The organism is Azospirillum griseum (genome assembly GCF_003966125.1).
Classification (GTDB): Bacteria; Pseudomonadota; Alphaproteobacteria; order Azospirillales; family Azospirillaceae; genus Azospirillum; species Azospirillum griseum.
The window spans coordinates 96,848-120,886 of sequence record NZ_RXMA01000012.1; the positions used below are offsets into that span (position 1 = coordinate 96,848).

20 protein-coding genes and 1 pseudogene are annotated in these 24,039 nt (G+C 67.0%); 5 read left to right on the forward strand and 16 right to left on the reverse strand.

Annotated features, from left to right (window positions below; genetic code table 11):
• The first annotated feature begins 100 nt into the window (after window positions 1-100).
• Window positions 101-1,036 (forward strand): UDP-3-O-acyl-N-acetylglucosamine deacetylase, encoded by a 936-nt coding sequence (lpxC, locus tag EJ903_RS14215; protein ID WP_126616485.1) that lies wholly within the window; start codon window positions 101-103, stop codon window positions 1,034-1,036.
• Between the two features lie 301 nt (window positions 1,037-1,337).
• On the opposite strand, the gene EJ903_RS14220 is transcribed toward lpxC, so the two are convergent.
• The 4 genes and pseudogenes from EJ903_RS14220 to ligA all read right to left on the reverse strand — a co-directional run bounded on the left by EJ903_RS14220 (window position 1,338) and on the right by ligA (window position 5,668).
• Window positions 1,338-2,213, reverse strand: a complete 876-nt coding sequence (locus EJ903_RS14220) for a calcium-binding protein (RefSeq protein ID WP_126616488.1) — start codon at window positions 2,211-2,213, stop codon at window positions 1,338-1,340.
• Window positions 2,214-2,293: 80 nt separating this feature from the next.
• Window positions 2,294-2,449: pseudogene (locus EJ903_RS14225) on the reverse strand (IS5/IS1182 family transposase); the annotation flags it as partial.
• Window positions 2,450-2,605: 156 nt separating this feature from the next.
• The gene (locus EJ903_RS14230; RefSeq protein WP_342772171.1) at window positions 2,606-3,073 is read right to left on the reverse strand and encodes a bacteriohemerythrin; all 468 of its coding nucleotides are present in this window, start codon (window positions 3,071-3,073) and stop codon (window positions 2,606-2,608) included.
• 204 nt (window positions 3,074-3,277) lie between these two features.
• Window positions 3,278-5,668: an NAD-dependent DNA ligase LigA gene (gene ligA, locus EJ903_RS14235; RefSeq protein ID WP_126616493.1), complete on the reverse strand. Its 2,391-nt coding sequence runs from the start codon at window positions 5,666-5,668 to the stop codon at window positions 3,278-3,280.
• Between the two features lie 151 nt (window positions 5,669-5,819).
• Here ligA and EJ903_RS14240 point away from each other — a divergent pair, with 151 nt between their 5' ends.
• Entirely contained in the window at window positions 5,820-6,347 is a 528-nt protein-coding gene (locus tag EJ903_RS14240; protein WP_126616496.1) for a hypothetical protein, read from the forward strand.
• Between the two features lie 48 nt (window positions 6,348-6,395).
• On the opposite strand, the gene recN is transcribed toward EJ903_RS14240, so the two are convergent.
• The 10 genes from recN to EJ903_RS14290 form a co-directional block, all read right to left on the reverse strand.
• On the reverse strand, window positions 6,396-8,075 hold the full coding sequence (gene recN / locus EJ903_RS14245; protein ID WP_126616499.1) for a DNA repair protein RecN: 1,680 nt from the start codon (window positions 8,073-8,075) through the stop codon (window positions 6,396-6,398).
• An 8-nt stretch (window positions 8,076-8,083) separates the two neighbouring features.
• Window positions 8,084-8,899, reverse strand: coding sequence for an outer membrane protein assembly factor BamD (locus EJ903_RS14250; RefSeq protein ID WP_126616501.1), 816 nt, complete (start codon window positions 8,897-8,899; stop codon window positions 8,084-8,086).
• A gap of 113 nt (window positions 8,900-9,012) precedes the next feature.
• Window positions 9,013-9,738, reverse strand: coding sequence for a hypothetical protein (locus tag EJ903_RS14255; protein WP_246015575.1), 726 nt, complete (start codon window positions 9,736-9,738; stop codon window positions 9,013-9,015).
• Window positions 9,739-9,925: 187 nt separating this feature from the next.
• Complete coding sequence (locus EJ903_RS28015) at window positions 9,926-10,972, reverse strand: protein phosphatase CheZ (protein WP_281274761.1); 1,047 nt, start codon at window positions 10,970-10,972, stop codon at window positions 9,926-9,928.
• A 17-nt stretch (window positions 10,973-10,989) separates the two neighbouring features.
• Window positions 10,990-11,355: a chemotaxis response regulator CheY gene (locus EJ903_RS14265; RefSeq protein ID WP_119829909.1), complete on the reverse strand. Its 366-nt coding sequence runs from the start codon at window positions 11,353-11,355 to the stop codon at window positions 10,990-10,992.
• A 272-nt stretch (window positions 11,356-11,627) separates the two neighbouring features.
• The gene (locus EJ903_RS14270) at window positions 11,628-13,652 is read right to left on the reverse strand and encodes a M24 family metallopeptidase (RefSeq protein WP_126616510.1); all 2,025 of its coding nucleotides are present in this window, start codon (window positions 13,650-13,652) and stop codon (window positions 11,628-11,630) included.
• A gap of 160 nt (window positions 13,653-13,812) precedes the next feature.
• The gene (locus EJ903_RS14275; protein WP_126616513.1) at window positions 13,813-14,703 is read right to left on the reverse strand and encodes a 50S ribosomal protein L11 methyltransferase; all 891 of its coding nucleotides are present in this window, start codon (window positions 14,701-14,703) and stop codon (window positions 13,813-13,815) included.
• A gap of 85 nt (window positions 14,704-14,788) precedes the next feature.
• Window positions 14,789-15,841, reverse strand: coding sequence for a hypothetical protein (locus EJ903_RS14280; RefSeq protein ID WP_210211443.1), 1,053 nt, complete (start codon window positions 15,839-15,841; stop codon window positions 14,789-14,791).
• Window positions 15,842-16,008: 167 nt separating this feature from the next.
• Window positions 16,009-17,205 (reverse strand): hypothetical protein, encoded by a 1,197-nt coding sequence (locus tag EJ903_RS14285; RefSeq protein ID WP_126616516.1) that lies wholly within the window; start codon window positions 17,203-17,205, stop codon window positions 16,009-16,011.
• 108 nt (window positions 17,206-17,313) lie between these two features.
• Window positions 17,314-19,683, reverse strand: a complete 2,370-nt coding sequence (locus EJ903_RS14290) for an ATP-dependent helicase (protein ID WP_126616519.1) — start codon at window positions 19,681-19,683, stop codon at window positions 17,314-17,316.
• 151 nt (window positions 19,684-19,834) lie between these two features.
• On the opposite strand from EJ903_RS14290, the gene EJ903_RS14295 reads away from it, so the two are divergent.
• Window positions 19,835-20,275: a YccF domain-containing protein gene (locus tag EJ903_RS14295; RefSeq protein ID WP_126616522.1), complete on the forward strand. Its 441-nt coding sequence runs from the start codon at window positions 19,835-19,837 to the stop codon at window positions 20,273-20,275.
• A gap of 106 nt (window positions 20,276-20,381) precedes the next feature.
• Complete coding sequence (locus EJ903_RS14300; RefSeq protein ID WP_126616525.1) at window positions 20,382-21,122, forward strand: hypothetical protein; 741 nt, start codon at window positions 20,382-20,384, stop codon at window positions 21,120-21,122.
• A 64-nt stretch (window positions 21,123-21,186) separates the two neighbouring features.
• Here EJ903_RS14300 and EJ903_RS14305 read toward each other — a convergent pair whose 3' ends face one another.
• Entirely contained in the window at window positions 21,187-22,341 is a 1,155-nt protein-coding gene (locus EJ903_RS14305; RefSeq protein WP_246015577.1) for a DUF3095 family protein, read from the reverse strand.
• 254 nt (window positions 22,342-22,595) lie between these two features.
• On the opposite strand from EJ903_RS14305, the gene EJ903_RS14310 reads away from it, so the two are divergent.
• The gene (locus tag EJ903_RS14310) at window positions 22,596-23,204 is read left to right on the forward strand and encodes a DUF3237 domain-containing protein (RefSeq protein WP_246015578.1); all 609 of its coding nucleotides are present in this window, start codon (window positions 22,596-22,598) and stop codon (window positions 23,202-23,204) included.
• Between the two features lie 85 nt (window positions 23,205-23,289).
• Here EJ903_RS14310 and EJ903_RS14315 read toward each other — a convergent pair whose 3' ends face one another.
• On the reverse strand, window positions 23,290-23,724 hold the full coding sequence (locus tag EJ903_RS14315; RefSeq protein WP_126616528.1) for a CBS domain-containing protein: 435 nt from the start codon (window positions 23,722-23,724) through the stop codon (window positions 23,290-23,292).
• Between the last annotated feature and the right edge of the window lie 315 nt (window positions 23,725-24,039).

Sequence of the window (24,039 nt, forward strand, 5' to 3'; positions counted from 1 at the left end):
CATGGCAGTAAGAGATTGGGTCCGGTCAAACGTCTTCGATGAGAAACGTTTCTAGGCACCATCACCGAACGCCAATGCATGACGAAGATGGACAAACATCGTGGCAAACAATCGCGGTAATGCGGACGGCCTGTTTCAGCAGACCCTGAAGAAGTCGGCGACCATCGCCGGTGTCGGTCTGCATTCCGGTGCCATCGTCACGCTGACGATTTCCCCTGCCGATGCGAATTCTGGCATCACCTTTGTCCGCACCGACCGCCAAGGGGCGGAGGGCGTGATCCCGGCGCGCTGGGACACGGTGGTTGACACCCGCATGTGCACCGTGATCGGCAACGAACACGGCGTCACCATCGGGACCATCGAACATCTGATGTCGGCCCTGTCCGGCTGCGGCATCGACAACGCGGTCGTGTCGTTGGACGGCATCGAGGTGCCGATCATGGACGGCAGCGCCGCCCCCTTCGTCGCCGCCATCGAACAGGCGGGCATCGCCGTCCAGTCCGCGCCGCGCCGCATCATCCGCATCCTGAAGCCGGTCAGCGTCGGCGACGGCGTCAAGAGCGCCTCCTTCGCGCCGGATGACGCCACCACCTACAGCTTTGACATCGATTTCGAAAGCGCCGCCATCTCCCGCCAATCGCGCGCGGTGGAACTGGACAGCGACGTGTTCAAGGACGAGATCAGCCGTGCCCGCACCTTCGGCTTCCTGCACGAGGTCGAAGGGCTGCGCAAGATGGGCCTGGCCCGTGGCGGTTCGCTCGACAATGCGGTGGTGATCTCCGGCGACACGGTGATGAACGCCGAAGGGCTGCGCTTCACCGACGAGTTCGTGCGTCACAAGATCCTGGACGCGGTTGGCGATCTCTATCTGGCCGGTGCCAGGATTGTTGGTCATTTCCACGGGGTTCGCGCCGGTCACGCGCTGAACAACCAACTGTTGCGCGCCCTGTTCGCCGATCGCAGCGCGTGGCGCTATGAAATCCAGTCTTCGGTCGTCACGGCGACCCGCCCGGCCTACGCGCTGGCGGTGGCCTGACCGACCGCAGCGGCTTCCCGCTTCGGCGATGGCCTCCAAGCCGAATCCTGCCCTCCCCACCGGGGAGGGCATTTTTCGTTGGGGCCAATGCTTGGGTCTGAATACAGAAAAGGCGTCGCTTCCAGTCATAAGCGACTCCTGATACCAGGGTCAGAAAGTTTTGACTTCTGACCCTGGTATCGGTCGCGACGGCGACCGCGCGGGACCATACCCGCGAAGCCAAGGCCTGCGGACGCGGGCCGCCCGGCGTCTGAGGGACCGGAAAGTGCCGACCACAGGTCGGTGCTTTCCGGTGCTGGTGTCAGAGCAGGAACCAGCTCTGCGCCATCGCGGCGCTCGTCTGTCCAGTCAGCGTGATTGATCCCAGGCTGCCGCCCAGCCCGACCGTCAGGCCAGCGGCGCCGTCCGACGGGGTGAGAGAGGCATAGCTCAGGCCAAGGCCGCTCAGATCGATGAGGTCGCCGGCGGCGGGGTCGAAATCGGTGATCGTGTCCTGGAAATAATAGGGACCGGACCACAAGCTGTAATTGTAATCGGGATCGAAGCGGAAACGGTCGGCCCCAGCCCCGCCGACCATCGTGTCGGCCCCGGCCCCGCCGTCGAGCGTGTCGTTGCCGGCGTCCCCATACAGGATGTCGTTGCCCGATAGGTTGGTGCCGCGCGTGCTGAAGCTGCGACCGCCCAGCACCAGATCGTCACCGGCGCCGCCGAACAGCCGGTTGGCGGTCTGGTCATTCAGCGCCGTTCCCTCGATGGTGTCGTTGCCCGCCGTGCCATGCTGGTCGTTGCGGATGGGATCGCGGCCCTCCGCCTTGCCGTAAGCGGCGTAATGCTGGAAACCGTTGGCGAAGCCGTCGGCCGCAACCACCGCCGCCACGTCTGGATGCGCGCGCAGGTAGACCGTCTCTCCGGCAAACACCCCGTCCGGCGAACGGTTCTCGCCCAGGCCGAAGTTGATCCAGTGATCGTAGCCGGAGGCGAAGGACCCGGCCCGCACCGCCGCCGCGACATCCGGGTATTGGAACAGGTAATAGGCCTCGCTGAAGCCAGCGTTCGGGTTGCGCCCTTCAAAACGACCGTAACGTTCATAGTGCAGGGACGGCGCGGCCCCCCAGCCGGAGGCGACGTCGGGGTTCAGCCGAAGATAATAGGCCTCGTCAAAGAAGCTGATGGTCATTCCGCCTCCCCTTTCTCCACACAAGTATCGAAAACCGGAGAAAGAAGGAAGGGAGGAGTGAGAGTCTGATTCATAATCGGTCAGGTTGATGAAGCTCTTGCGATTTTCCGCGAGAACAGCTTGACGCTGGCGATCATGACCCAGGCGACATCGCTCTCGATGGATGCCTCGACATCCTTGGCAAGACGTCGGTCTGGTCTGATCCAGGCGATGGTTCTTTCCACCGCCCAGCGCCTGGTATCGGTCGCGACGGCGACCGCGCGGACCCATGCCCGCGAAGCCAAGGCCTGCGGACGCGGGCCGCCCGGCGTCTGAGGGGCTGGAAAGTACCGACCACAGGGCGGTACTTTCCGGTGCTGGTATGATTCATCTGGATCGGATGGGCTGCCCCGTTATCCGATCAGTTCCGCCGGTTCCCTCACGGCGCTGCCCGCGTATTCGCCGAATCGGGTGTCTTCCTTCAGGATGTGCTTGCCCAGCCACGCCGCACAGAAATCAAACACCTCCTCGCCGCTGATGCCCGCGCGGTTGGCGACGAAGCCATCGCGGTACGCCTCCACCTGCCGGGTCAGGGCGTCGTGCAGCGCCTTGTGGGCGGCGAAGGTCGGGTAGTTCGACCGCTGCATGCACGCCTCTTCCGCCGCGAAATGGTGGCGGGTGTAGGCGATCAGTTCATCCAGAATGGCTTCAATCAGGGCCGGGTCCTGGCGGTTGGCGTCGTCGGACAGCTTGTTGACGATGCCGATCAGGGTTCGATGATCCTCGTCCAGATCATCAATCCCCACGCTCATCCAGCGGGACCATTGTATGGGTTCCATGGCGTTTCCTTCCCGTGCCGTGGCCTTGCCACGCCGATCCATGGGCGTGGCGCAATGGCCCATGGCGTGCGGACGTTGATCGTCCGTCATCCTGGCCGTCGTAGTTGGGGGGCGTGCGCCCACCGCTCCCGAAGCGTCCAGCAGCGTTTTCTTATGTCAGCGCGTTCGCGCCCCGACGTCAACCAGGGTTGCCCCGCGTGCGACATTTTGGCGACGGCCCGTTGGGGACCGGCGAGGGTCCGGGGATCACCCGGCAATCATCGCCAACCACTCCTCCTCGCTCAGGATGGTCACGCCCAGGTCGCGGGCCTTGGCCGCCTTGCTGCCCGCGTCGGCCCCGGCCACCAGGAAATCGGTCTTGCCGGACACCGATCCGGCCACCTTGGCCCCCAGCGACTCGGCGCGGGTCTTGGCCTCCGTTCGCGTCATCTTCTCCAGCGTGCCGGTGAACACCACCGTCTTGCCCGCCACGGGGGAGCCGCCGGCCTTGGGCGCTTCCGCCGCCAGCACGGTCAAGCGGTCGGCCAGCGCCTGCACGATGGCGCGGTTGCGCTCCTCCTGGAAGAAGGAGGCCAATTCCTCGGCCGCCACCTCGCCAACGTCCGGGATCGCCACCAGCTCGTTCCACTCCGGTTTGGGGGCGTGGTCCACGGCGTCGCGCATCGCCCCCGCCCAGGACTCGAGCGTGCCGTAGCGCTCGGCCAGCGCCTGCGCCGCCCGGCTGTTCAGCGGCTTGATGCCCAGCGAGGTGATGATGGTTTCCAGCCGCAGCGCCTCGTTCCCGGCGTAGAAGGCCAGCTTGGCCGCGCTGTCGGGGTCGGCGAACCAGGCGAGGATGGCGTTGACCGTGGTCGGCCCCACCCCGGTGATGGCGTGCAGGTCGCGCCACGCCTCCCCCGGCATCGCCCGGCCGGCCCGCTCCATTCCGGCCATCCAGGCGTCCATCGTGCCGTAGTGGCGGGCCAGCGACTTGGCCGTCACCTCGCCGATGTGGCGGATGCCCAACGCGAAGATGACGCGGTGCAGATCGATGCCGTCGCGCCGCTGGTTGATGGCGGCGAACAGGTTCTCGACCGACTTTTCCTTCCAGCCCGGCCGCCCGATCAGCTCGACCCGGTCTTCCCGGCCCTCCTGGCCCCGCTCTTCCAGGGTGAAGATGTCCACCGGGGATTTGACGAACCCGGCCTCCCAAAACTCCTCGATGATCTTTTCGCCCAACCCTTCGATGTCGAAGGCGTTGCGCGACACAAAATGACGCAGCCGCTCCTTGGCCTGGGCGTCGCAGATCAGGCCGCCGGTGCAGCGGCGCACCACCTCGCCCGCCTCGCGGACCGCCAGACTGCCGCAGACCGGGCAATGGGTCAGCGGGTGATAGGGGGTGGTTCCCGCCGGGCGCTGGTCCAACACCACGCCGACGATCTGGGGAATGACATCGCCCGCGCGCTGGACGATGACCAGATCGCCTTCGCGGATGTCCTTGCGGGCGATCTCATCCTCGTTGTGCAGGGTGGCGCGGCTGACAACGACGCCGCCGACGGTGATGTCCTCCAGTTCCGCCACCGGGGTCAGCGCGCCGGTGCGCCCGACCTGGACGGTGATCGCCTTCAACCGGGTGTGCGCCTGTTCAGCAGGGAATTTGTGGGCGATGGCCCAACGCGGCGCACGGCTGACAAAGCCCAATCGCTGCTGCCAATCCAGGCTGTCCACCTTGTAGACGACGCCGTCGATGTCAAAGGGCAGATCGGCGCGGCTGCGCCCGATCAACCCGTAATGGGCCATCAGCTCCTCGGCCCCGTCGCACAGCGCGGTCGGGTGATTCAGGGCAAAACCCCAATCGGCCAGACGCGCACGGATGCCCGATTGCGTGTCGGCGATCGGTTCCGACAGATCGCCCAGCGCGTAGCCGAAAAAGCGCAACGGCCGGGCGGCGGTGACGGCGGCGTCCTTCTGGCGCAACGATCCGGCGGCGGCGTTGCGCGGGTTGGCAAAGGGTTCCTCCCCCGCCGCGACCAGCGCGTCGTTCATCGCCTTGAAATCGTCGCGCGCCATGTAGATTTCGCCGCGCACCTCCAGCACCTCGGGGACCGGGGCGGGCAGCCGGTGCGGCACGTCGCGGATGGTGCGGACGTTGGCGGTGACGTTCTCGCCCTCCGCCCCATCGCCGCGCGTGGCCGCCAGCACCAGCTCGCCACGCTCGTAGCGCAGGGAGCAGGACAGCCCGTCGATCTTCGGTTCGGCGACGAAACGGACCGCCGCCCCCTCCTCCAGCCCCAGGAAGCGGCGGACGCGCGCGACGAAATCCGCGACATCCTCGGCGGAAAAGGCGTTGCCCAGCGACAGCATCGGCACGGCGTGGCGCACCTTGCCGAACCCGGCGGCGGGGGCCGCCCCCACCCGCAGCGACGGCGAATCGGCCCGGCGCAGATCGGGAAAGCGCGCTTCGATGGCGCTGTTGCGGCGGACCAGCGCGTCGTAATCGGCGTCGCTGATCTCCGGCCGGTCCTGCTGGTGATAAAGCCGGTCGTGATGGGCGATCTCGGTGGCCAGAGCGGCAAGGTCGGCCGCCGCCTGCTCCGGCGTCAACGCCTCCACAGCCACGCTGCGAGGGTTGGGGGGCGTGTCGAACAGGTCCATCATGGTGCGTCTCGTTGAAGGCCGGTGAAGAGAGGGCCGGTGAGGTGGGCCGCGCAGCATAGCGTCATCCCGCACCAGGGTGGAGTCTCCCCGACTCGCGACGCCACCGGTTCGACCGTGTATAGTTCCCGGACGATCATCAACGGAAAGCCCCATGGACCACGCGCCCAGCGCCAGCCTGAGCATCGACGACCGTCTGGTCGTCGCCGCCACGCTGGACCGCATTTTCTACGACGACCCCGACCATTTCCGCCGCGAGGACGCGCTGACCGTGCGGCGGCTCATCCCGCACACGCGCTCCTCCTGGCTGCGGCTGGGCTTTCGCGCCATCTCGCAAGGGCCGTCGGTGAAGGGCGAAGCCGCCGGGGTGGGCGACGTCCGCATGGAGGGGGACAAGCGGGTGGTCGAGGGCAATGTCGGCGAATCGACGGTCTGGCGCTGTGGCCAATACAAGATCACCAACCACGACGGCGATCTGGAAGTCTGGCAGGTGATGAGCGACGAGTTCGCCCAGGATCCCAAGGGCGCGCGGCTGGAGTTCGGCCCGACCGGCGAGCCGGAGCGGCTGACCTTCTTCCAGCCGCGCGACATCGAATTGCGCATCCCCTTCACCAGCTTCGCCGTGGGCGTGCGGCTGGGCGGCTGGAATTACTGGAAACAGGCGGCCCCGTCGGCGGGGTGAGAGCGGGTTCGCCGCACCCTGCTGCAAACCATCACCCCAACCCGGCCATCACCCCCGCCCGGCGATCAGGCTTTCGGCGGCGGCGCGGGCTTCCGCCGTCACGGTGGCACCGGACAGCATGCGGGCGATCTCCTCGCGGCGCTCGTCGCCGTCCAGTTCGGCCACGCCGGTCGTCACCTGTTCGCCCGTCTGGGTTTTCTGCACCTTCAGATGCACCGCGCCGCGCGCGGCCACCTGCGGGCTGTGCGTGACCACCAGCACCTGAAGGCTTTGCCCCAGAACCGCCAAACGGTCGCCCACGGCGGCGGCCACCGCCCCGCCGATGCCGGTGTCCACCTCGTCAAACACCAGCGTGCCAACGGTGGAGGTCTGGGCCAGCACCACCTTGAGCGCCAGCATGAAGCGGGCCAATTCACCGCCCGAGGCGATCTTGTTCAGCGCGCCCGGCGGGGAGCCGGGGTTGGTCGCCACCTGGAAGGCGACGCGGTTGATGCCCGCCGCCGACCATTCCGCTTCGTCGAGCGGCTCAACCAGCGTGCGGAACTTCGCCTTGTCCATCTTCAGCGGGGCGAGTTCGACCGCCACCGCCGCGTCCAACCGGCCCGACGCCGCGCGCCGTTCCGCGCTCAGCGCCTCGGCGGCGCTGTGATAGGCGCTGCGGGCAACCGCCGCTTCCTTGGCCAGACGGGTCAGCAGATCGCCCTGGTCCTCGATCAACAGCAAGCGCCCGGCCATCTCCTCGCGCAGGGCGGCCAGCGCGTCCACCGCCACCCCATGCTTGCGGGCGGCGGCGCGCAGGGCGAACAGCCGGTCTTCCAGCTTTTCCAGCGCGCTCGGATCCATATCGACGCCACTGGACACGGCCTGAAGCCCGGCGATGCCGTCGGCCGCCTCCGTCGCCGCGCGGTCGAGCGCGGCGATCACCGGGTCGAGCGCGCCGCCCGCCTTGTCGGCCAGACGCGACAGCGTGCGGATGGCCGACGCCAGCGCGCGTTCCACCCCCCGGTCGCCCGACAGGTCGGCGAAGGCGGCGTTGAGGCCATCGACCAGCTTTTCGCGGTGCATCAGCACGGCGCGCGATTCGGCAAGCTCGGCCTCTTCCCCGGCGCGCGGGGCGAGCGCGTCCAACTCAGCGACGGCGTGGCGGAGATACTCCTCCTCCGACCGGGCGCGGGCGATGTCGGCGGCGGCGGTGTGGCGGGCGTCCTCCACCTGACGCCACGCCCGGTGCGCGGCGGCCACCTGGGCGGCGCGGGCGGACAGACCGGCGTAGGCGTCGAGCACGCCGCGATGCGTTTGCGGGTTGAGCAGACCGTGGGTGTCGAACTGGCCATGAACCTCGACCAGCTCTTCGCCCAGCTTCTTCAGCAGGGTGACGCCGACCGCCTGATCGTTCACCCACGCACGGCTGCGGCCGTCGGCGCTGACGGTGCGGCGCACGACCAGACGGCCATCGGCGTTGGCGTCGGCGTCCAGCCCCTGTTCCTTGAGGATGGCAAAGGCCGGGTGATCGCCCGACAGCTCGAACTCAGCGGTGACGGCGGCCTGATCGGCCCCATGGCGCACCAGCCCCGATTCGGCCCGCGCGCCCAGCGCCAGACCCAGCGCGTCGAGCAGAATGGACTTGCCAGCGCCCGTTTCACCGGTGAGCACGCACAGCCCCCGGCGAAAGGACAGAACCAGCTTTTCGATCAGGACAACGTCCCGGATCGTCAGGGACGCCAACATGGAGCGGCCTAGAACAGGGAGTTCCAGGCTTTGCTGAGCCAGGACTTCTCGTTTCGCTCGGGGGTGAGTTTGGCGTCCACCAGAAGAGCGTAGCTGTCCGTGTACCATTCGCTGCCGGGGAAGTTGTGGCCGAGCACGGCTGCGGCGGTCTTGGCTTCGTCGGTCACGCCCAGCGCCAGATAGCATTCCACCAGTCGGTGCAGCGCCTCGGCGACGTGGGAGGTGGTCTGGTAGTTTTCCACGACCACGCGGAAACGACCGATGGCGGAGGTGTATTGCTGCTGACGCAGATAGAACCGCCCGACCTCCATCTCCTTGCCGGCAAGGTGGTCGTTGGTCAGGTCGATCTTCAGCTTGGCGTCACGGGCGTATTGGCTGTCCGGGAAGCGGCGCACCACCTCCGACAGCGCGTCGAGCGCCAGACGGGTCATGCGCTGGTCACGGCGCACGTCGGTGATCTGCTCGTAATAGGACAAGGCCCGCATGTAATACGCGTAAGCGATGTCCGGGTTGCCCGGATGAAGCTGGATGAAGCGGTCGAGCGCCAGAATGGCGTCGTCATACTTCAAATCCTGGTAATGGGCGTAGGCGGCCAGAAGCTGCGCCTTGCTCGCCGATTCCGAATAGGGGTGCTGACGCTCGACCTCGTCGTACAGCTTGGCCGCCTTTTTGAAAGCGTCCTCCTTCATCGCGCCATCCGCTTCGGACAGAAGCTGATCGGCGGAGCGTTCGACGTAGGCATCCTCCTTGGTGGAGGAACAGGCGGCGAGCGTGGCGGACAGGAGAATGGCCGTCAGCGGCAGGCGATAGGAGCGAGGCAGCATCGTCGTCATAAGCTCTTTCAGCGTTGCCCCTGTATAGCACGCTGGGGTGCGGGCGCAGCAAGTGGTTCTCGGGCTTCCCGACCGGAAGGGCCGTGATGAATTGCGGTGTCGGATCAACCGAACAGCGCGTCGATGTCCGCCTGGCTGATGTTGCCGCTGTCGGGGGTGAATTCGGCGGGACCGTGCAGATCCAGATTCTCGTCCTTCTTGGTGACGGACGGCGGCAGCGGCATCGCCTCGAACTCGCGCTTGTTCCACAGCCCCATCATCGCGTCCACGCGCTCTTCGATGAAGGCCATGGCGCGCACCACCTTGGTGATGCGCTGACCGGTCAAATCCTGGAAGTTGCAGGCTTCGTAGATGCGGACGATGACGTCGGCCATGTCGTTCACGCGGTCGCGCTGATAGCCTTCCGGCATCGACGACTTCAGCTCCGACATCACCTCGTCCAACTCTTCGGCACAGGCCATGATGGTGTTGGTCGCGGCCTCCGTCGCCGAGACGACGGCGCTCAGCTCCTGGCTGGCCTGCTGGAACTTGTCCTCGCCCCCGGCCAGCGGGTGGCGGATGGCGGCCATTTCAACCTTGGTCGCCTTGATGCGGCCGGAGATGTCGGCGATTTCAACCTGGATCTGATCGATCTGCGCCGCGTCCATCGTCAGGAAGCGGTCCAGCTTGTCACCCAGTGTGCTGATGGCGCGCAGGACCTCGGTGTTGTCCATCGTGACGGTCTGCACCGCCGTGACCGCCGGGGTCGCCGCCGATTCGTCAACCAGCGCCTGGAAGGGGTGTCCCGTTTTGCGGGCCTTCTGAAGCTCGGCCATGAAGGGCTTGGACATCTGCTTCATCCTTGGTCCCGCCTTTGTCGCTTGGCCGCACCCGGCCTTGAAGTGGTCGAATGACACGCGCGGGACACCGCACGCCGTCGCTTGGTCAGCGCGATGCCGCCGCTGTCTCGAATCCTGATCCGCTGCTCACCGCTTCCGCCCCTCGCCTGACCGCCGACCACCCCGTTCCCCACACCGATCACCCGAACAGCGCGTCGATGGCCGCCTGATCGAGCGGTGTCGGCGGTTCCTCCGCCGCAGGCGGCGGCGGTGGGGGGGCTGGTTTGGCGGCGGGTTTGCTTGCCTTGATCGACGGCCCCGGCGGCTTGGGCACCGGTTTTTTCGCCGGTGGGGCCGCAGGAGGAGGCGGGGCATCGAACATGCTGTCAATGTCCGCCTGGCTCGCCTTGACCGGAGGCGCATCGAACATGTTGTCGATGTCCGCCTGGCTCGCCTGCACCGGGGCCGCGACCGGTTCCGGCGCGGGCGGTGGTGGTGGTGGTGGTGGCGGTGCCACACTCATGGGCATGTCGAACATGCTGTCCACGTCGGCCTGGCTGACACCATGCCCGTCAAGCTGAGGGCCGTTCAGCAGATGCGCGTCGGGTCGCATGTCCACCGGTTCTTCGACGGCCGCCATCTTGGCCAGGCCGTCTTCGCCCCAGATGTTGATCATCGCGATGACGCGCTGTTCGATGTAGCGCAGCGCGTTCACCACCTTGCTGGTCCGTTGGCCGGTCAGGTCCTGGAACGAGCAGGCGGTGAAGATGTTGTTCACCTCGTTGTCGATGTCGCCGCACAGCGCCGTGTCCGCACCGGCGGCGCGCAGCTTGGCCGCCAAATCCATCAGCCGTTCGGCGGCGTTCAGGATTTCGAACGAGGCGCGTTCGGTCGAGATGACGATGGCGTCAAGCTCATTGGTGGCGGAGAGGATTTTGTCGCCAGCCCCGTCGGCGGGCCGCAGGGCTGCGACCTCCCGCCGGGCCTGTTCGATGGAGGCGGCCATTTCCATCAGTTCGCGCCGCAGAACGCCGACATGCTTGCCGGCCTCCACGGCGTCGTTCTGACGGTTCCAGGACGTGCGGAACTCCTGGAGCATCGCGCGAACCTCTTCCGTCGCGGCCCCCAGGGACCGGCGATGGAGACGACGCAGAAAGGCCCGCCCCTTGGTCGATCGAGCGATCGCTTCTTCGATCTGCTCAAACTCTTCCTCGGACAGCTGTGCAAGCTGTTCCAACCCGTCCACTCCCCCAACCCGATGCATCAACCGCCGATGACCGCCTGGATCTTCATCTTGAGCGTGTCAGCGTTGAACGGCTTGACGATGTAGTTGTTCACGCCCGCCTGTTTGGCCGCGATCACGTTCTCGGTCTTGCTTTCCGCTGTGACCATGATGAACGGGGTCGGCGCCAGCTTGGCGTCGGCGCGGATTTCCTTGAGGAGCTGGAGGCCGGTCATCGGCTCCATGTTCCAGTCGGAGATGATGAGGCCGAACTTGCTTTCGCGCAGCTTCGCCAACGCCGACACGCCGTCGCCGGCCTCGTCGATGTCGGTGTAGCCGATCTGGGTCAACAGGTTCCGCACGATGCGCCGCATGGTGGCGTAATCATCGACGACGAGGATCTTCATCTAGACGTCTCCGCATAAGTCCGTTGCCGGTGGATGATCCGGCGTTACGCTCACCCGGCGCAGGGCCGCGCCGTAATCCGGGAAGTGTGTGCCAACTGTGATGCCCTAACTTTTCTGAAAAGTCATCCCTTTGAGACACAGTGAAGCAGGCTGGTAAAGAACGGGTTACTGAACCGATCCGGACCTTGCCAGATTCGTCCGGCGAACGCACGGGTTGATTTCACCAGAACCGTGCGTCATCCCCCTTTCCGGCCCCATCCCTCCCGCTGCCCTCAGTCTGCCTTTGCCAGCGGCGCGGTGGCGGCGGTCAGCCACGCGGCCACGTCGCTCTCCAGCAGCGGCGTCAGCGACTCACACACATGGGCGTGATAATCGTCAACCCACGCGATTTCGGCGGCGTCCAGCAGGGTCGTGTCGATCAGGCTGCGGTCGATGGGAACCAGCGTCAGCGGGTCAAAGCCCAGCGTCGGCCGCTCGGCCCCCGCCACCTCCACCGGTTGGACCACCACCAGATTCTCGATGCGGATGCCATAGGCCCCGGTCTTGTAATAGCCCGGCTCGTTGGACAGGATCATCCCCGGTTGCAAGGCCACACTGTTGCCGACCTTGGAGATCCGCTGCGGCCCCTCATGCACCGACAGGAAGCTGCCGACACCGTGGCCGGTCCCGTGATCGTAATCCAACCCGACCCGCCACAGCGGCAGCCGGGCCAGCGCGTCGAGTTGCGACCCGGTGGTCCCGCGCGGAAACCGCGCGGTGGACAGGGCGATGTGGCCCTTCAGCACGCGGGTGAAGCGGTCCTTCATCTCCGCGCTGGGGATGCCGACCGCCAGGGTGCGGGTGACGTCGGTGGTTCCGTCGCGGTATTGCGCGCCGCTGTCCAGCAGGAACAGGCTGTTGGGTTCCAACCGCCGGTTGGTTTCCGGCGTGGCGCGGTAATGGACGATCGCCCCGTTCGGCCCCGCCCCGGCGATGGTGTCAAAGCTCAGGCCGCAGAACCGCTCGTTGACCGCGCGGAAGGCCAGCAGCCGGTCCACCACCGCCAATTCGGTCAAATCGCCCTTGGGCGCTTCACCGGCAAACCAATGGAGGAAGCGGACCAGGGCCGCGCCGTCGCGGGTGTGGGCCGCGCGGGTTCCCGCCAGCTCCGCCGCGTTCTTGCACGCCTTGGGCAGGGCGCAGGGGTCGCTGTCGCGCTCCACCTTCGCACCCGCCCGATGCAGCCGGTCGAACAGCCACGCCGAGGTGCAGGACGGATCGGCCAGCACCCGCGCGTTGCCGCGCCCGACGGCGTCCAGCGCCGGGCCAAGCTCCGCCACCGGGCGCACCCGCACCGCGTTGCCCAGATGGGCGCCCGTCGCCGGGGCCAGCTTGCGCGGGTCCAGGAACAGATCGACCGCGCCGTCGTTGGTCAGAATGGCAAAGGACAGCGGCAGCGGCGTGCAGGGCACATCGGCCCCCCGGATGTTCAGCAGCCACGCGATGCTGTCGGGCTGGGTCAGCACCAGGGCGGACAGACCGCGTTCGGTCAAGCCCTGGGCCAGCCGGGCGCGCTTGTCGGCGGCGCTGTCGCCGGTGAAGGCGATGTCCTGCGGCGTCACCGGCGACAGCGGGGCCGGGGGTTGGTCCAGCCACACCGAATCGAGCGGGTTGTCCTCGCAGGCGATCAAATGGACGCCGTGGCGTTCCAGGGCGCTGCGCGTCTTCTCAACCCACCCGATGGTGTGCAACCAGGGATCATAGCCCAGCCGCCCGCCGTTGGGCAGCGCCGCCGCCACCCAATCGGTCAGCGGATCCTCGACCAGATGCAGATGCTCGTAATGGGCCGGAACCTCGTCCCGCGCCTGAAGGGTGTAGCGGCCATCGACGAACAGCGCCGCCCGCTCCGCCAGCGCCACGGCGATGCCCGCCGATCCGGTGAAGCCGGTCAGCCAGCCCAAACGCTGGGCGCGGGCCGGGACATACTCGCCCTGATGCTCGTCGCCACGCGGAACCACAAAGCCGTCCAGATCCCGGCGCGTCAACGCCGCGCGCAGGGCGGCCAGCCGCGTTGCGGCGTCCCCCACCGGCGTGGGGCGCGGGGCGCTCTCCAACGCCGCCTTCAGGGCGTGCAACTGGTCGATCAGGGCGTCGGGCAGCCCCTCCCCCACCATCAGCAACCAATCGGCGGGGTCATGGCTTGGCGGAGCGGCGAGAACGCCCGCGAGCAGCGCGCGCAGATCGTCGGGGGTCTGTTGAAGACCGGCGTCGGCCAACAGGGACGCCAGGGCGTCATCGCCACGGTAGAGGCTGGACACGGCGGAAACACCTCGGGAAACGGTGACGACCGGGATCGGTCGGGTCGCTTCAGGCTAGGCATCCCCGCGCGTCGGCGCAAGCCACAGGCGTGTGAAATTCCGCGTCGAGGCGGTGACGCCGCCCCACCACACGCCGGATTCTCAGCTCAGCGCCCAACCCTCAGCGGCGGACCACCAGCGTCGTCCATTCGCCCACCGGGATGCGGGCGACCAGACGCAGACCCTGGTTGCGGTGGGCCTGGATGACGTGCCGCTCCTGTCGGTTCAGCAGCCCGGCGAGCACGGCGTAACCGCCCTTTTTCAGGTGACGGCGCAGTTGCGGGGCCATGCGGGCCAGCGGGCGGGCCAGGATGTTGGCGGTGATCAGGGTGTAGGGCTTGTGCCGCCCGACAAGCCGGGTGTTGTAGCCGTCGCCGCCCTGCGAACGGATGCGGCCCTTCAACCCGTTGATCGCGGTGTTGATGCGGGTGACGCGCACCGCTTCGGGGTCGATGTCCACCGCCGTCACCGGCACGCGCCAGCGCTTGGCCACCGCCAGCGCCAGAATGCCGGAGCCGCAGCCCATGTCGAGCGCCCCACCCCGCCCCCGGCGCGGCAAGGGCAGATGGCGCGACAGCCGGTCCAACGCCTGAAGGCAGCCGTTGGTCGAGCCATGCTCCCCCGTGCCGAAGGCGGTGGCGGCGTCGACCAGCAGCGGGATGCAGCCCGCCGGAACGCTGCCCTCATGGTGGGAGCCGTGAACGAAGAAGCGCCCGGCGCGGATCGGCGGAAAGCCCTGGTAGCTGTGCGACACCCAATCGATCATCGGCAGGCTTTCGATGACGACCTTCGGTTCATCGATCCCCACCGCCTGGGCCAGAACGGCCACGCGCGACAGCAGGCGGGGTTCGTCGGGCTGGCCGTGAACGGTCGCCTCGACCAGCCAGTTGCCGCCCTCTTCCAGTTCGAAGGTGGACACCGCGTCGGCGTGGTCGCCCACCGCATCGGCGAACACCGGCGCGTGGGTTTCGTGAACGACGAGCGCGATGCGCCAGAGGGTGTTGGACGGCATGGGCGGGGGCTTTCCGGTGCGGACACAGTGAACCGGTGCTTTTTAACCGCCCGCCCTTGCCGAAACCAAGAAAATTGCGCGGCGCTCAGTTGCCGGGCACGATCACCGGATGGACGACGAACAGCTCCGGCGAGGCCGGGTTGACGTCCACCCGCACCCAATGGGCGTTGGGGCTGCCGAAGGTCTCCACGCGCGTCAGGTTGGGGATGAGGTTGGCCTGGTTGATGAACGGCTTGTCCACCTTGAAAAAGTGGGTGTCGCCGTGCACGAGCAGCACCTGCCCGTCATAGGCCCGCGTTTCGGCCACCAGCGCGTCGATGAAACGGTCGTACCCGTCGAAGCCGGGGGCCTTGCGTTCGTCCTTGCCCTCGGTTTCCGGCAGGTCGAAGCCCAGATCGGCCTGGATGGTGATGACCAGACCCGGCAGTTTCTTCGCCTTGGCGGCGGCAAACGCCTCCTTCATCCAGGCGATGTTGGCGGCGTCGCGTTCCTCATACTCGGCGTTGTCGGCGGCGCACTGCTCGGCCTTGCGCGCGCTTTTGTTGGTGCAGTCCTTTTCGTCGAGCACCTTGTTGTTGTTGCTGCCGGGGATGTTCAGACCGATGAACAGAATGCCGTTGTGCAGCAGGCGGGTGTTCTCGGAAAATTTCTCGCCCGGCTTGCCCTGCTGCTCCAGCGTCAGCTTGGTTTGGCCAAAGCTCTGGTTGGTGGCGAACATGGTTTTGCGGATGTGGGCCAACCGCTCCAGATTGTCGTAGCCGCCGTTGTTCAGGCGGTGGCAATCGGTCCATTCGTTGTCGCCGGGCACATAGATCATCGGGCGCTTGAGCGACTCGAACATCGCCACCGTGTCACGATAGCTGGCGTCGGTGCATTCGGAGCTGCCGTCCTTGGTGTCGCCGTCGAAGACGGAAAAGGCGATGTCGGCGGCGTTCATGTGGTCGATCAGCCGCTTCATCTTCGGGCCGTCGTTGTTCTTGGCGTAGGGCAGATCGCCCCACAGCCCGAAGGAGAAGGGCGTCACCGTCTGGGCGACCGCCCCACCAACGGGCAGCAGCGCGGCGGTGGCGCAGATGGACAGGGCCAGCGCGGCGGTTCCCCGGCGCAGGCGGCGGGCAAAGGCGGTGTGCAGCGGCATGGAAAACCCTCAAAGCCGGTGTGGGGGGCTGGTGTGCGGGCCGGGCGGACGGTGCCCGCGTCATGACGCCTGTATAAAAGCCCACCACCGACCGGGTCATGTGAAGTTCCCGTGACCGCGCGAGCACGCGCAGACCCCACAACACCGTCGGTTTCAGCCCCCGGACGTCACGCCCCCGACAATTGATCGGCGATGTGGTGCATTCCCTGTTCGCGCAAAATCGCCTGACGGTGGCGCACCATCCGCCGCTCCAGCGCCTTGGCGACCGGTGCCCCACCCAGCGGCTGATCGTCCGGCCCCTTCAGGCGCTGGGTCAAATCCTGGATCAAGGCCCCTTCGGCCTTGGCGTCGCGCCGGTCAAGCGGTTGGTCGGTCAGCAGGGTCTGCCGCAACCGGTCGATCAGCACGATCCGGCACAGCGGTGCGCGCCCGCGCAGCGTCAGGTCGCACACGCGCGACAAAGCCACGGTCGGTTGCGGGACCACCGGATCCGGATCGCGGCCATAAAGCGCGTCCACCAGCGCGCACAGTCCCATGAACAGGCTGGGCTGCGGCCCCAGCAGTTCTTTCAGCGTGTCCGCCGATCCCAGCGCGTCGGCCATCACGCCATCCAGCAAAATCAGATGGCGGGGGCTGGTGTCGTCGTCGATCAGGTCCAGCAGCAGATCCAGCTTTCCGGCAAGCGTGCCGCCTTCCACCAGATGCAGGGTCAGCAGGCTGAGGAACAGCGTGTCGTGCGCCTCCTCCCCCACCGCCAGATCGATGCGGCGGCTGGTGTCGTCCAGATCCTGGGCGTTGAAGGCAGGCAGATTTTTGCGTTCGGCCAGGAAATCGCGGGCTTCCGCTGCGGCGGCGTCCACCAACCGCCGCAGTTCCTTCACCCGCGTGGCGACGACGGTGCCGTGCAGGTCGGCGTGGTGGCGGGCGGTGGCGTGGATGGCCGCGCTCAACAGCGCGCCCTGCTCGTCCAGCTTGCGGAAATGCGGCCAGGAGTGCAGCAGTTCGGTCGGCGTGATGCGCAGCCGGTCCAGGAACACGCGCAGCAAGCGCCCGATCACCACCCGGCTCTCAAAGCCGCGCAGATCCTCCAGCGTGCGGCAGACCGGCGCGCCCTCCGCCGTGCCGCCCAACATCAGGGGCTTGCTTTTCACCTCCGGTGCCTTCTTGTGCAGGATCACGGTTTCCAGGCTGAGACCGGCCAAGGTCCGGTATTTGATGACCTTGACCTCCTCCACCCCACCAGCGGCCAGGAGCGAGCGGGCGCAGGACAGCGACGCCTCCTGATCGGTGAAGGCACCCTGAATGTTCCAACGCCCCTCGCGGCGGCTCTGAACCTCGTAGCTGGTGCTGCCCTTGCCGAACACCGGACGCGCCCTCCCCTGACCAACCGTTTGTTATCGGTGCAGAGTGCCTCGTCGCGGACTCAACGCGCTGTGACGGCCATCACAGGGGTTTCATCCAACGGTTGGGCCTCAACCCGCTTTTTCAGCCGGAACGACGAAACTGTCCATCACCTTCTTGGTTCCGGACTGGTCGAAGTCGATTTCCAACTTGTCCTGCTCCACCCCGCGAACGGTGCCATAGCCGAATTTCTGATGAAAGACGCGGGAACCCTTATTGAACGCCGATTCCGGACGCGCGCGCGGGGCCACCGCGTAAGCCCCTTGCTCCAACGTGATGGTCTTGGGAGCCGGAGGCTGCCGGGTCTGCCCACGAAAGGCGAATCCGCCGCCAAACCCACCCATGGCACCACCGCCCATCGCCCCGCCCCCCATCGCACCACCACCGGCGCGCAGGCCGGGGGCGGCCTCCGTCTCCACCACCTCCTGCGGCAATTCGTCCACAAAGCGCGAGGGCAGCGCGCTGACCCAATTGCCGTACAGGCGGCGGTTGGCGGCGTGGCTGACATAGGCGCGTTTGCGCGCGCGGGTCAGCCCGACATAGGCCAGCCGCCGTTCCTCCTCCAGCCCGGCGATGCCGGTTTCGTCCAGGGCGCGCTGGTTGGGAAACACCCCTTCCTCCCAACCCGGCAGGAAGACGCGGTCGAACTCCAGCCCCTTGGCCCCGTGCAGGGTCATCACCGTGACCTGATCGCCCCCGGCGGCCTCGGCGTTTTCCATCACCAGGGCGACATGCTCCAGGAATCCGGCGAGCGTTTCGAAATCGCCCATGGCGGTGACGAGTTCCTTGAGGTTCTCCAGCCGCCCCGGCGCTTCGGGGGTCTTGTCCTCCTGCCACATCCGGGTGTAGCCGGATTCATCCAGGATGAGCCGCGCCATCTCGGTGTGCGGCACGGTGTCCAGCATGGTCCGCCAGCGGAAGAAATCCTGCAACAGCCCGCGCAGGGTGCTGCGCAGCTTCGGTTTCAGCTCGTCCGTGTCGGTCAGCAGCCACGCCGCATCGGTCAGCGACACGCCGCGCGCGCGGGCGGCGGTGTAGAGCGTCTGCATCGCCGCCGGGCCGACGCCGCGCTTGGGCAGATTGACGATGCGCTCGAAGGCCAGATCGTCGTCGGGCGAATTGACCACCCGGAAATAGGCCATGGCGTCGCGGATTTCCTGCCGCTCGTAAAAGCGCGGACCGCCGAGAACCTTGTAAGGCAGGCCCATGGTGATGAAGCGCTCTTCGAACTCGCGGGTCTGGAACCCGGCGCGCACCAGAATGGCGATCTGCGCCAGGGGAACGCCCTTGCGTTGCAGCGCCTCGATCTCGTCGCCGACCCAGCGGGCCTCCTCCTCCCCGTCCCACACCGCCTTGACCCGCACCGGTTCGCCGCCGTCGGCCTGGGTCCACAGCGTCTTGCCCAACCGCCCCTTGTTGTGGGCAATCAGGCCGGAGGCGGCGGCCAGGATGTGGCCGGTGGAGCGGTAATTCTGCTCCAGCTTGACGATGGTGGCACCGGGAAAGTCGGTCTCAAAGCGCAGGATGTTGCCGATCTCCGCCCCGCGCCAGGCGTAGATCGACTGATCCTCGTCCCCCACGCAGCAGATGTTCTTGTGGGCCTGGGACAGGATGCGCAGCCACAGATATTGCGCGACGTTGGTGTCCTGATACTCATCGACCAGGATGTATTTGAACTTGCGGTGATACTCGGCCAGCACGTCCGGGTGCTTCTGGAAGATCTCCAGCGTGTGCAGCAGCAGGTCGCCGAAATCGCAGGCGTTCAGCGTCCGCAACCGCTCCTGATAGGCGCGGTAGAGCGCCACGCTCTGCCCGCCCGCCACGTCGCCGCCGTCCCCGGCGTTCAGGCGGTCGGGCGTCAGGCCGCGATCCTTCCAACGTTCGAACGCCCCCAGAAGCTGGCGCGGCGGCCATTTCTTGGTGTCGATGTTGGCGGCTTCCAGCAGTTGCTTGACCAGCCGGATCTGGTCGTCGGTGTCCAGGATGGTGAAGTTGGATTTCAACCCGACCAATTCGGCGTGGCGGCGCAGGATGCGGGCGGCCAGCGCGTGGAAGGTCCCCAGCCACCAGCCTTCCGGCTCGATCCCCACCAGCGCCGCGACGCGCTCGCGCATTTCGCGCGCGGCCTTGTTGGTGAAGGTCACGGCCAGGATCTGGAAGGCCGCCGCCCGCCGTGTCATCAACAAATGGCCCAGCCGGGTGGTCAGCACCCGCGTCTTGCCGGTCCCCGCCCCGGCCAGCACCAGCACCGGCCCGTCCAACGCCTCCACCGCCGCCCGCTGCGACGGATTCAGCCCGTCGAGATAGGCGAAGCGCTGCATCGGCGCGGGGGCGGCAGCGGGACCGGCGTGGCTTGCGGCGTGGCTCAGCGGATCATCGGCGGGGGCCGCGTCGGCAAGGGGATCGTCGGCAAAGGGATCGGTGTCGAAAGAGTCGGACATGGCTCACGGCTTTCCTGGACGGCGGTTCCGTGTATAGCACGCGGCGCGCCGGGTCGAAGCCCGTCCGCACCCGTTTCGTTCTTTTTTCAGCCCCCCTCTCGACGGCGCGCCCAACCCTTCCCACATGGCAATCCACAAGGAGATTACGGTCATGCCCCTGTTCAGCTTCCTTCTCAATGTTCTGTGGGTTCTCACCGGCGGCATCTGGATGGCGCTGGGCTGGGCGATCGCCGCGCTGCTGATGGCGCTGTCGATCATCGGCCTGCCCTGGGCGCGGTCGGCGATGACCATCGCCCGCTACACCCTGCTGCCCTTCGGCCAAACCGCCGTCCGCCGTGACGAGTATCGCGGGCGCGGCGATCTGGGGACCAGCGGGCTGGGCTTCCTCGGCAACATCCTGTGGTTCGTGTTCGCCGGCTGGTGGCTGGCGCTGGGCCATCTCTTCGCCGCCGTCGGTCTGGCCATCACCATCATCGGCCTGCCCTTTGCCTGGGCGCATCTGAAGCTGGCGATGCTGGCGCTGTGGCCGATCGGCACGGAGATCGTGTCGGTGGACGCGCTGGACCAGCGCCGCGCCTGGGGCCGTCCCTGACATGATGCGCCTTTGAAGAAAATTTGAGACAAATTATTTTTCCGCGCAGGAGGTGCGCTCTCTCATCCGTCAAACGGTCGGTGAGGAAGTCCGTAAGGAGAGAGCCATGTCCGTTTCCCTGGTCAGTTCATCCTCCTCCGCCCAATACGCCCAGCGCCCGCAAGGGCCGGGCAAAGAGGTGCGGGAGGGGATCAACGCCCTGAAAAAGGCGGTTGAGTCCGGCGATCTGTCGTCGGTTCAAAGCGCTTATGATTCGCTGAACAAGCTGGTCGGCACCAACAGTTCGTCGTCGTCCAGTTCGTCGACCTCGTCCACCTCCAGCGCGAACGACAGCAAGAACCCGCTGAAGAATTTGCTGACCAGCGTCGGCGACGCGCTGAAGACCGGCGACGTGAGCGCCGTTCAGGAAGCCTTCGCCCAGAACGGCCCGCCCAGCGGCCCCAAGGGAGCCGGTGGTGGTCAGCCTCCCGATGGCCCGCCCCCCGGCCCGCCGCCGGAGGGTGGCCCCGGCGGTGGCTCGGACGAGGTGCGCGACGCCGTCGGCAGCTTGGCCGAATCCCTGCAATCGGGTGATGTCTCCGGCGCGCAGGATTCGATTTCCGCCCTGACCAAGCTGTTGACCGCCAGCAACGACGACGACGACAGCAACGGCGAGACCGACGACGACAGCAGCACATCGTCGACCGGCAGCGCCTCCTCGACGAAGGGCAACTCCTTCCTCGACAAGCTGACCAGCAGCCTGAGCGACATCAGCTCCGCCCTGCAATCGGGCGACACCGCCAGCGCGCAAAAGCTGTTCGCCAGCATCGCGTCGCGCGGGTCGAGCGGCGTGAACGTTCTGGCCTGATCGAAAGGGCCGCCGACGCAGCCACCCCAACCGCCGCGCGGGACCATCCCACGCGGCGGTTCGGTCAGGTCGGGGCCGGAAGGGGCTTGCCCGCCTTCATCGCCTTCAGCATCACCGACGCCCGCCAGAAGCCCAGACGATCCCCGTCCAGGAAATGCACATGCTGGTCGGCGGACAGGTCGCCCACCAGACAGGTGATGGTCGTCGCGTCGGCCCGCGCCGTGCCGTAATGGATGACCCCCGCCGCCGCTTCGGCGGCCAGAAGGCGCTCGATGGCCTCGGCTTCGGCCTCCGACACGTCCAGCACCATGCGCGGCCCGCCCGCCGCCTTGCGGAAATCCGACCGCTCCGCCGTCGTCCGCCGGTAATAAAACGGGTCGAAGTTGGCCAGACGCCAGCCCATGAACAGCAGAACGCTCAAGGTGGCCGACGCCGCCAGCGCCTTCAGCACCCGCCCGACCGCAGCCCCGCGCGACCGGCTGGCCCGTGCCTCCATCAGCAGGGACCGGTAGGTCGGCGGCCAGCGCGTGACCATGCGCTCCCCCCCGCCCAGCGGGGCGGCGGCGGCGGTGGGCACGATCCGTTCAATCTCGCCCTGGATCCGCGCCATCGCCGCCACACCGGCGGCCCCCGGTTCCACCGCGTCAATGATGACGCACAGCACCGTGCCGCGATGGGGTGGAACCGGTCGCCAGCGGCAGGACACCTCCTCCAACCCCGGCAAGGGACCGGGCCGGGGGTCGAGCCGCCATTGCGCGTCGTCCTTCACCCAGGCGTCGGCGGCGGCCACACCACCGCCCAGAAACAGGCCGAAGCTGTTGCCGTTGCCAACATCCTGCAACGCCGCCATCACCTCCAGCCCCTGGTCGAGCAGGGCGCGCACCGGCACGATGCCGATCCGCAGCGGCACGTCCATCACCTCCCCCGCCCAATGGGCGAGCGCGGCCAGCGCGTCGCGCGCCGCGTCCTGCCGCCCCGGCGGAACGGCGGCCATCGCGCCGTCGCCGCCGAACTGACAGGCCACCGGCTGATCCCCCTGCTGAATCGCCCGCGACAGCACGGCAACCACGGCGGCGGCGACAAAGTTGACGTCGCGGTGCCGCCCTTCGCCCGCCAACCGGGTGCTGCCGATCACGTCGGCGATGGCCAGCCACCAATCGCCCTCCAACGCGGCGTAACGGACGGGGTCGGCTGCCTCCGCAGCAAAATCATGAATCATCGGCAACCGCCGCATCGGCATGTCTCCACAGGGGGCAAGCTTGGTGAAGGATGACTGTAGCACCGATCCTCCGGGCGCGCCGATCCGTGTTGTCCGAAAAAATTTGTAAGGCGAACGAACAACTTGCGCTCGACCGTCCGATTGGCTACCGCTGAGGGACACACAACAAAAATCGGTTCAACGGAAGGGAAACAACCCATGACGTCCTGGCAACGCCGAAGACCGTCATCGACCATCCCAAAGGGAGACCGTCCGTGGACAACACCGAAACGCACAGAGACGCGCACAGGGACACCCCCACCGCGCCGCTGAACCGCCGCGCCCTGATCCGCACCGCCACCCTAACGGCGGGGATGGCGGCCACCGGATGGGTTGCGTCCGCCCCGCACAACACGGCTATGGCATCGACCGGCGGCCCTTTGTCGCCCGACATCCCGGTGGTGCTGCCAAAAACCGAATTCGTGTACGAGGCGCTCTGCGATCTGGAGCCGGCCATCGACATGGGCAACGGGCCGTTGGGCGGTCGTCGGATCATCAACATCGTCGGCGGGCGTTTTGCCGGTCCGAGGTTGCGCGGCACGGTGCTGCGCGGCGGGGCCGACCGCCAGTTGCTGCGCAAGGACGGCGTGCGCATCCTGAACGCGCTGTACGAACTGCAGACGGAGGATGGGGCCGTCCTCACCGTCAACAACCGGGTGCTGATCGACGCCCGCCCCGATGGCACGCGCTACGCCTTTTCCCACATCGACCTGACGGCCCCGGAAGGCCCGCATGACTGGCTGAACCGCAAGAGCTTCGTCGGCACGCTGCACAGCCTGACGCCGGGCAAGATCGTGCTGATCCGGGTCTACAGCCTGGAATAACCGCAGCCGAACGCCCTGTTTCACCCGCGTTGGATGGCCCGCGCGGGTGAAACAGGGCGTAGCCGCCCCCCTCTGGAACGACGCGTCACAACCGTTCGGTCAGCGTCTCCATCACGTCCTTTTCCCGGTCGATCATCGCCAGCTCGTCGCCGACGAAATCGCGCATGGAAATCAGGCCGACCACCCGGCCATCGGCCACCACCGGCAGGTGGCGCAGGGTGTTGACCGTCATGCAGCGCAGGGCGTCGCCGACGCTGGTGTCCAGCGCGGTGGTCACGGGGCAACGGGTCATCACGCTGCCCAGCAGGGTCGAATCAGGATCCAGGCCACCGGCGACCACCCGGTCGGTCAGGTCGCGTTCGGTGAAAATCCCGACGGCGTGCGCCCCCTCATCGGTGACGACGACCGAGGCGACGTGTTCATCCCGCATCCGCCGTGCGGCGTCGCGGGCGCTGGCGGTGGGCGGCAGGGCGACCACCCGATGGTTGTGGACCAGATCCCCGACGGTGCGATTCATCATGGTGCTTTTCCTCCCGAAACGCGCAACACGGTCGCGGGTGTCCAAACCCACCGGATCGCGCCAGCAAGTGTTCGCAGTTGCAAAAGAAAGCAGGAGACCAAAGGCACGCGCGTGCAAATCAAAGAGCGCGTCGAGTAAATCCTAGACCCGTCTTTGCAGGATGACGAGATGATGACCACCAAGACAGGCGCATGTTCGCCATGTTCCGCCAACATGCGGCAAAACCGCCCGATTCGGAGGCAAACTGACCCGTCTGGCACGCGACATGATCGAACACAAGATTGGACACAAAACATTAACCGTTGATAAACCAAA

Bases quoted from the DNA above. Each gene is read 5' to 3' on its own strand.
- EJ903_RS14220 (WP_126616488.1), bottom strand. From the start codon at position 2,213: ATGACCATCAGCTTCTTTGACGAGGCCTATTATCTTCGGCTGAACCCC.
- EJ903_RS14230 (WP_342772171.1), bottom strand. From the start codon at position 3,073: ATGGATCGGCGTGGCAAGGCCACGGCACGGGAAGGAAACGCCATGGAA.
- ligA (WP_126616493.1), bottom strand. From the start codon at position 5,668: ATGATGGACCTGTTCGACACGCCCCCCAACCCTCGCAGCGTGGCTGTG.
- EJ903_RS14240 (WP_126616496.1), top strand. From the start codon at position 5,820: ATGGACCACGCGCCCAGCGCCAGCCTGAGCATCGACGACCGTCTGGTC.
- recN (WP_126616499.1), bottom strand. From the start codon at position 8,075: ATGTTGGCGTCCCTGACGATCCGGGACGTTGTCCTGATCGAAAAGCTG.
- EJ903_RS14250 (WP_126616501.1), bottom strand. From the start codon at position 8,899: ATGCTGCCTCGCTCCTATCGCCTGCCGCTGACGGCCATTCTCCTGTCC.
- EJ903_RS14255 (WP_246015575.1), bottom strand. From the start codon at position 9,738: ATGTCCAAGCCCTTCATGGCCGAGCTTCAGAAGGCCCGCAAAACGGGA.
- EJ903_RS14265 (WP_119829909.1), bottom strand. From the start codon at position 11,355: ATGAAGATCCTCGTCGTCGATGATTACGCCACCATGCGGCGCATCGTG.
- EJ903_RS14275 (WP_126616513.1), bottom strand. From the start codon at position 14,703: ATGCCGTCCAACACCCTCTGGCGCATCGCGCTCGTCGTTCACGAAACC.
- EJ903_RS14280 (WP_210211443.1), bottom strand. From the start codon at position 15,841: ATGCCGCTGCACACCGCCTTTGCCCGCCGCCTGCGCCGGGGAACCGCC.
- EJ903_RS14290 (WP_126616519.1), bottom strand. From the start codon at position 19,683: ATGTCCGACTCTTTCGACACCGATCCCTTTGCCGACGATCCCCTTGCC.
- EJ903_RS14295 (WP_126616522.1), top strand. From the start codon at position 19,835: ATGCCCCTGTTCAGCTTCCTTCTCAATGTTCTGTGGGTTCTCACCGGC.
- EJ903_RS14300 (WP_126616525.1), top strand. From the start codon at position 20,382: ATGTCCGTTTCCCTGGTCAGTTCATCCTCCTCCGCCCAATACGCCCAG.
- EJ903_RS14305 (WP_246015577.1), bottom strand. From the start codon at position 22,341: ATGATTCATGATTTTGCTGCGGAGGCAGCCGACCCCGTCCGTTACGCC.
- EJ903_RS14315 (WP_126616528.1), bottom strand. From the start codon at position 23,724: ATGATGAATCGCACCGTCGGGGATCTGGTCCACAACCATCGGGTGGTC.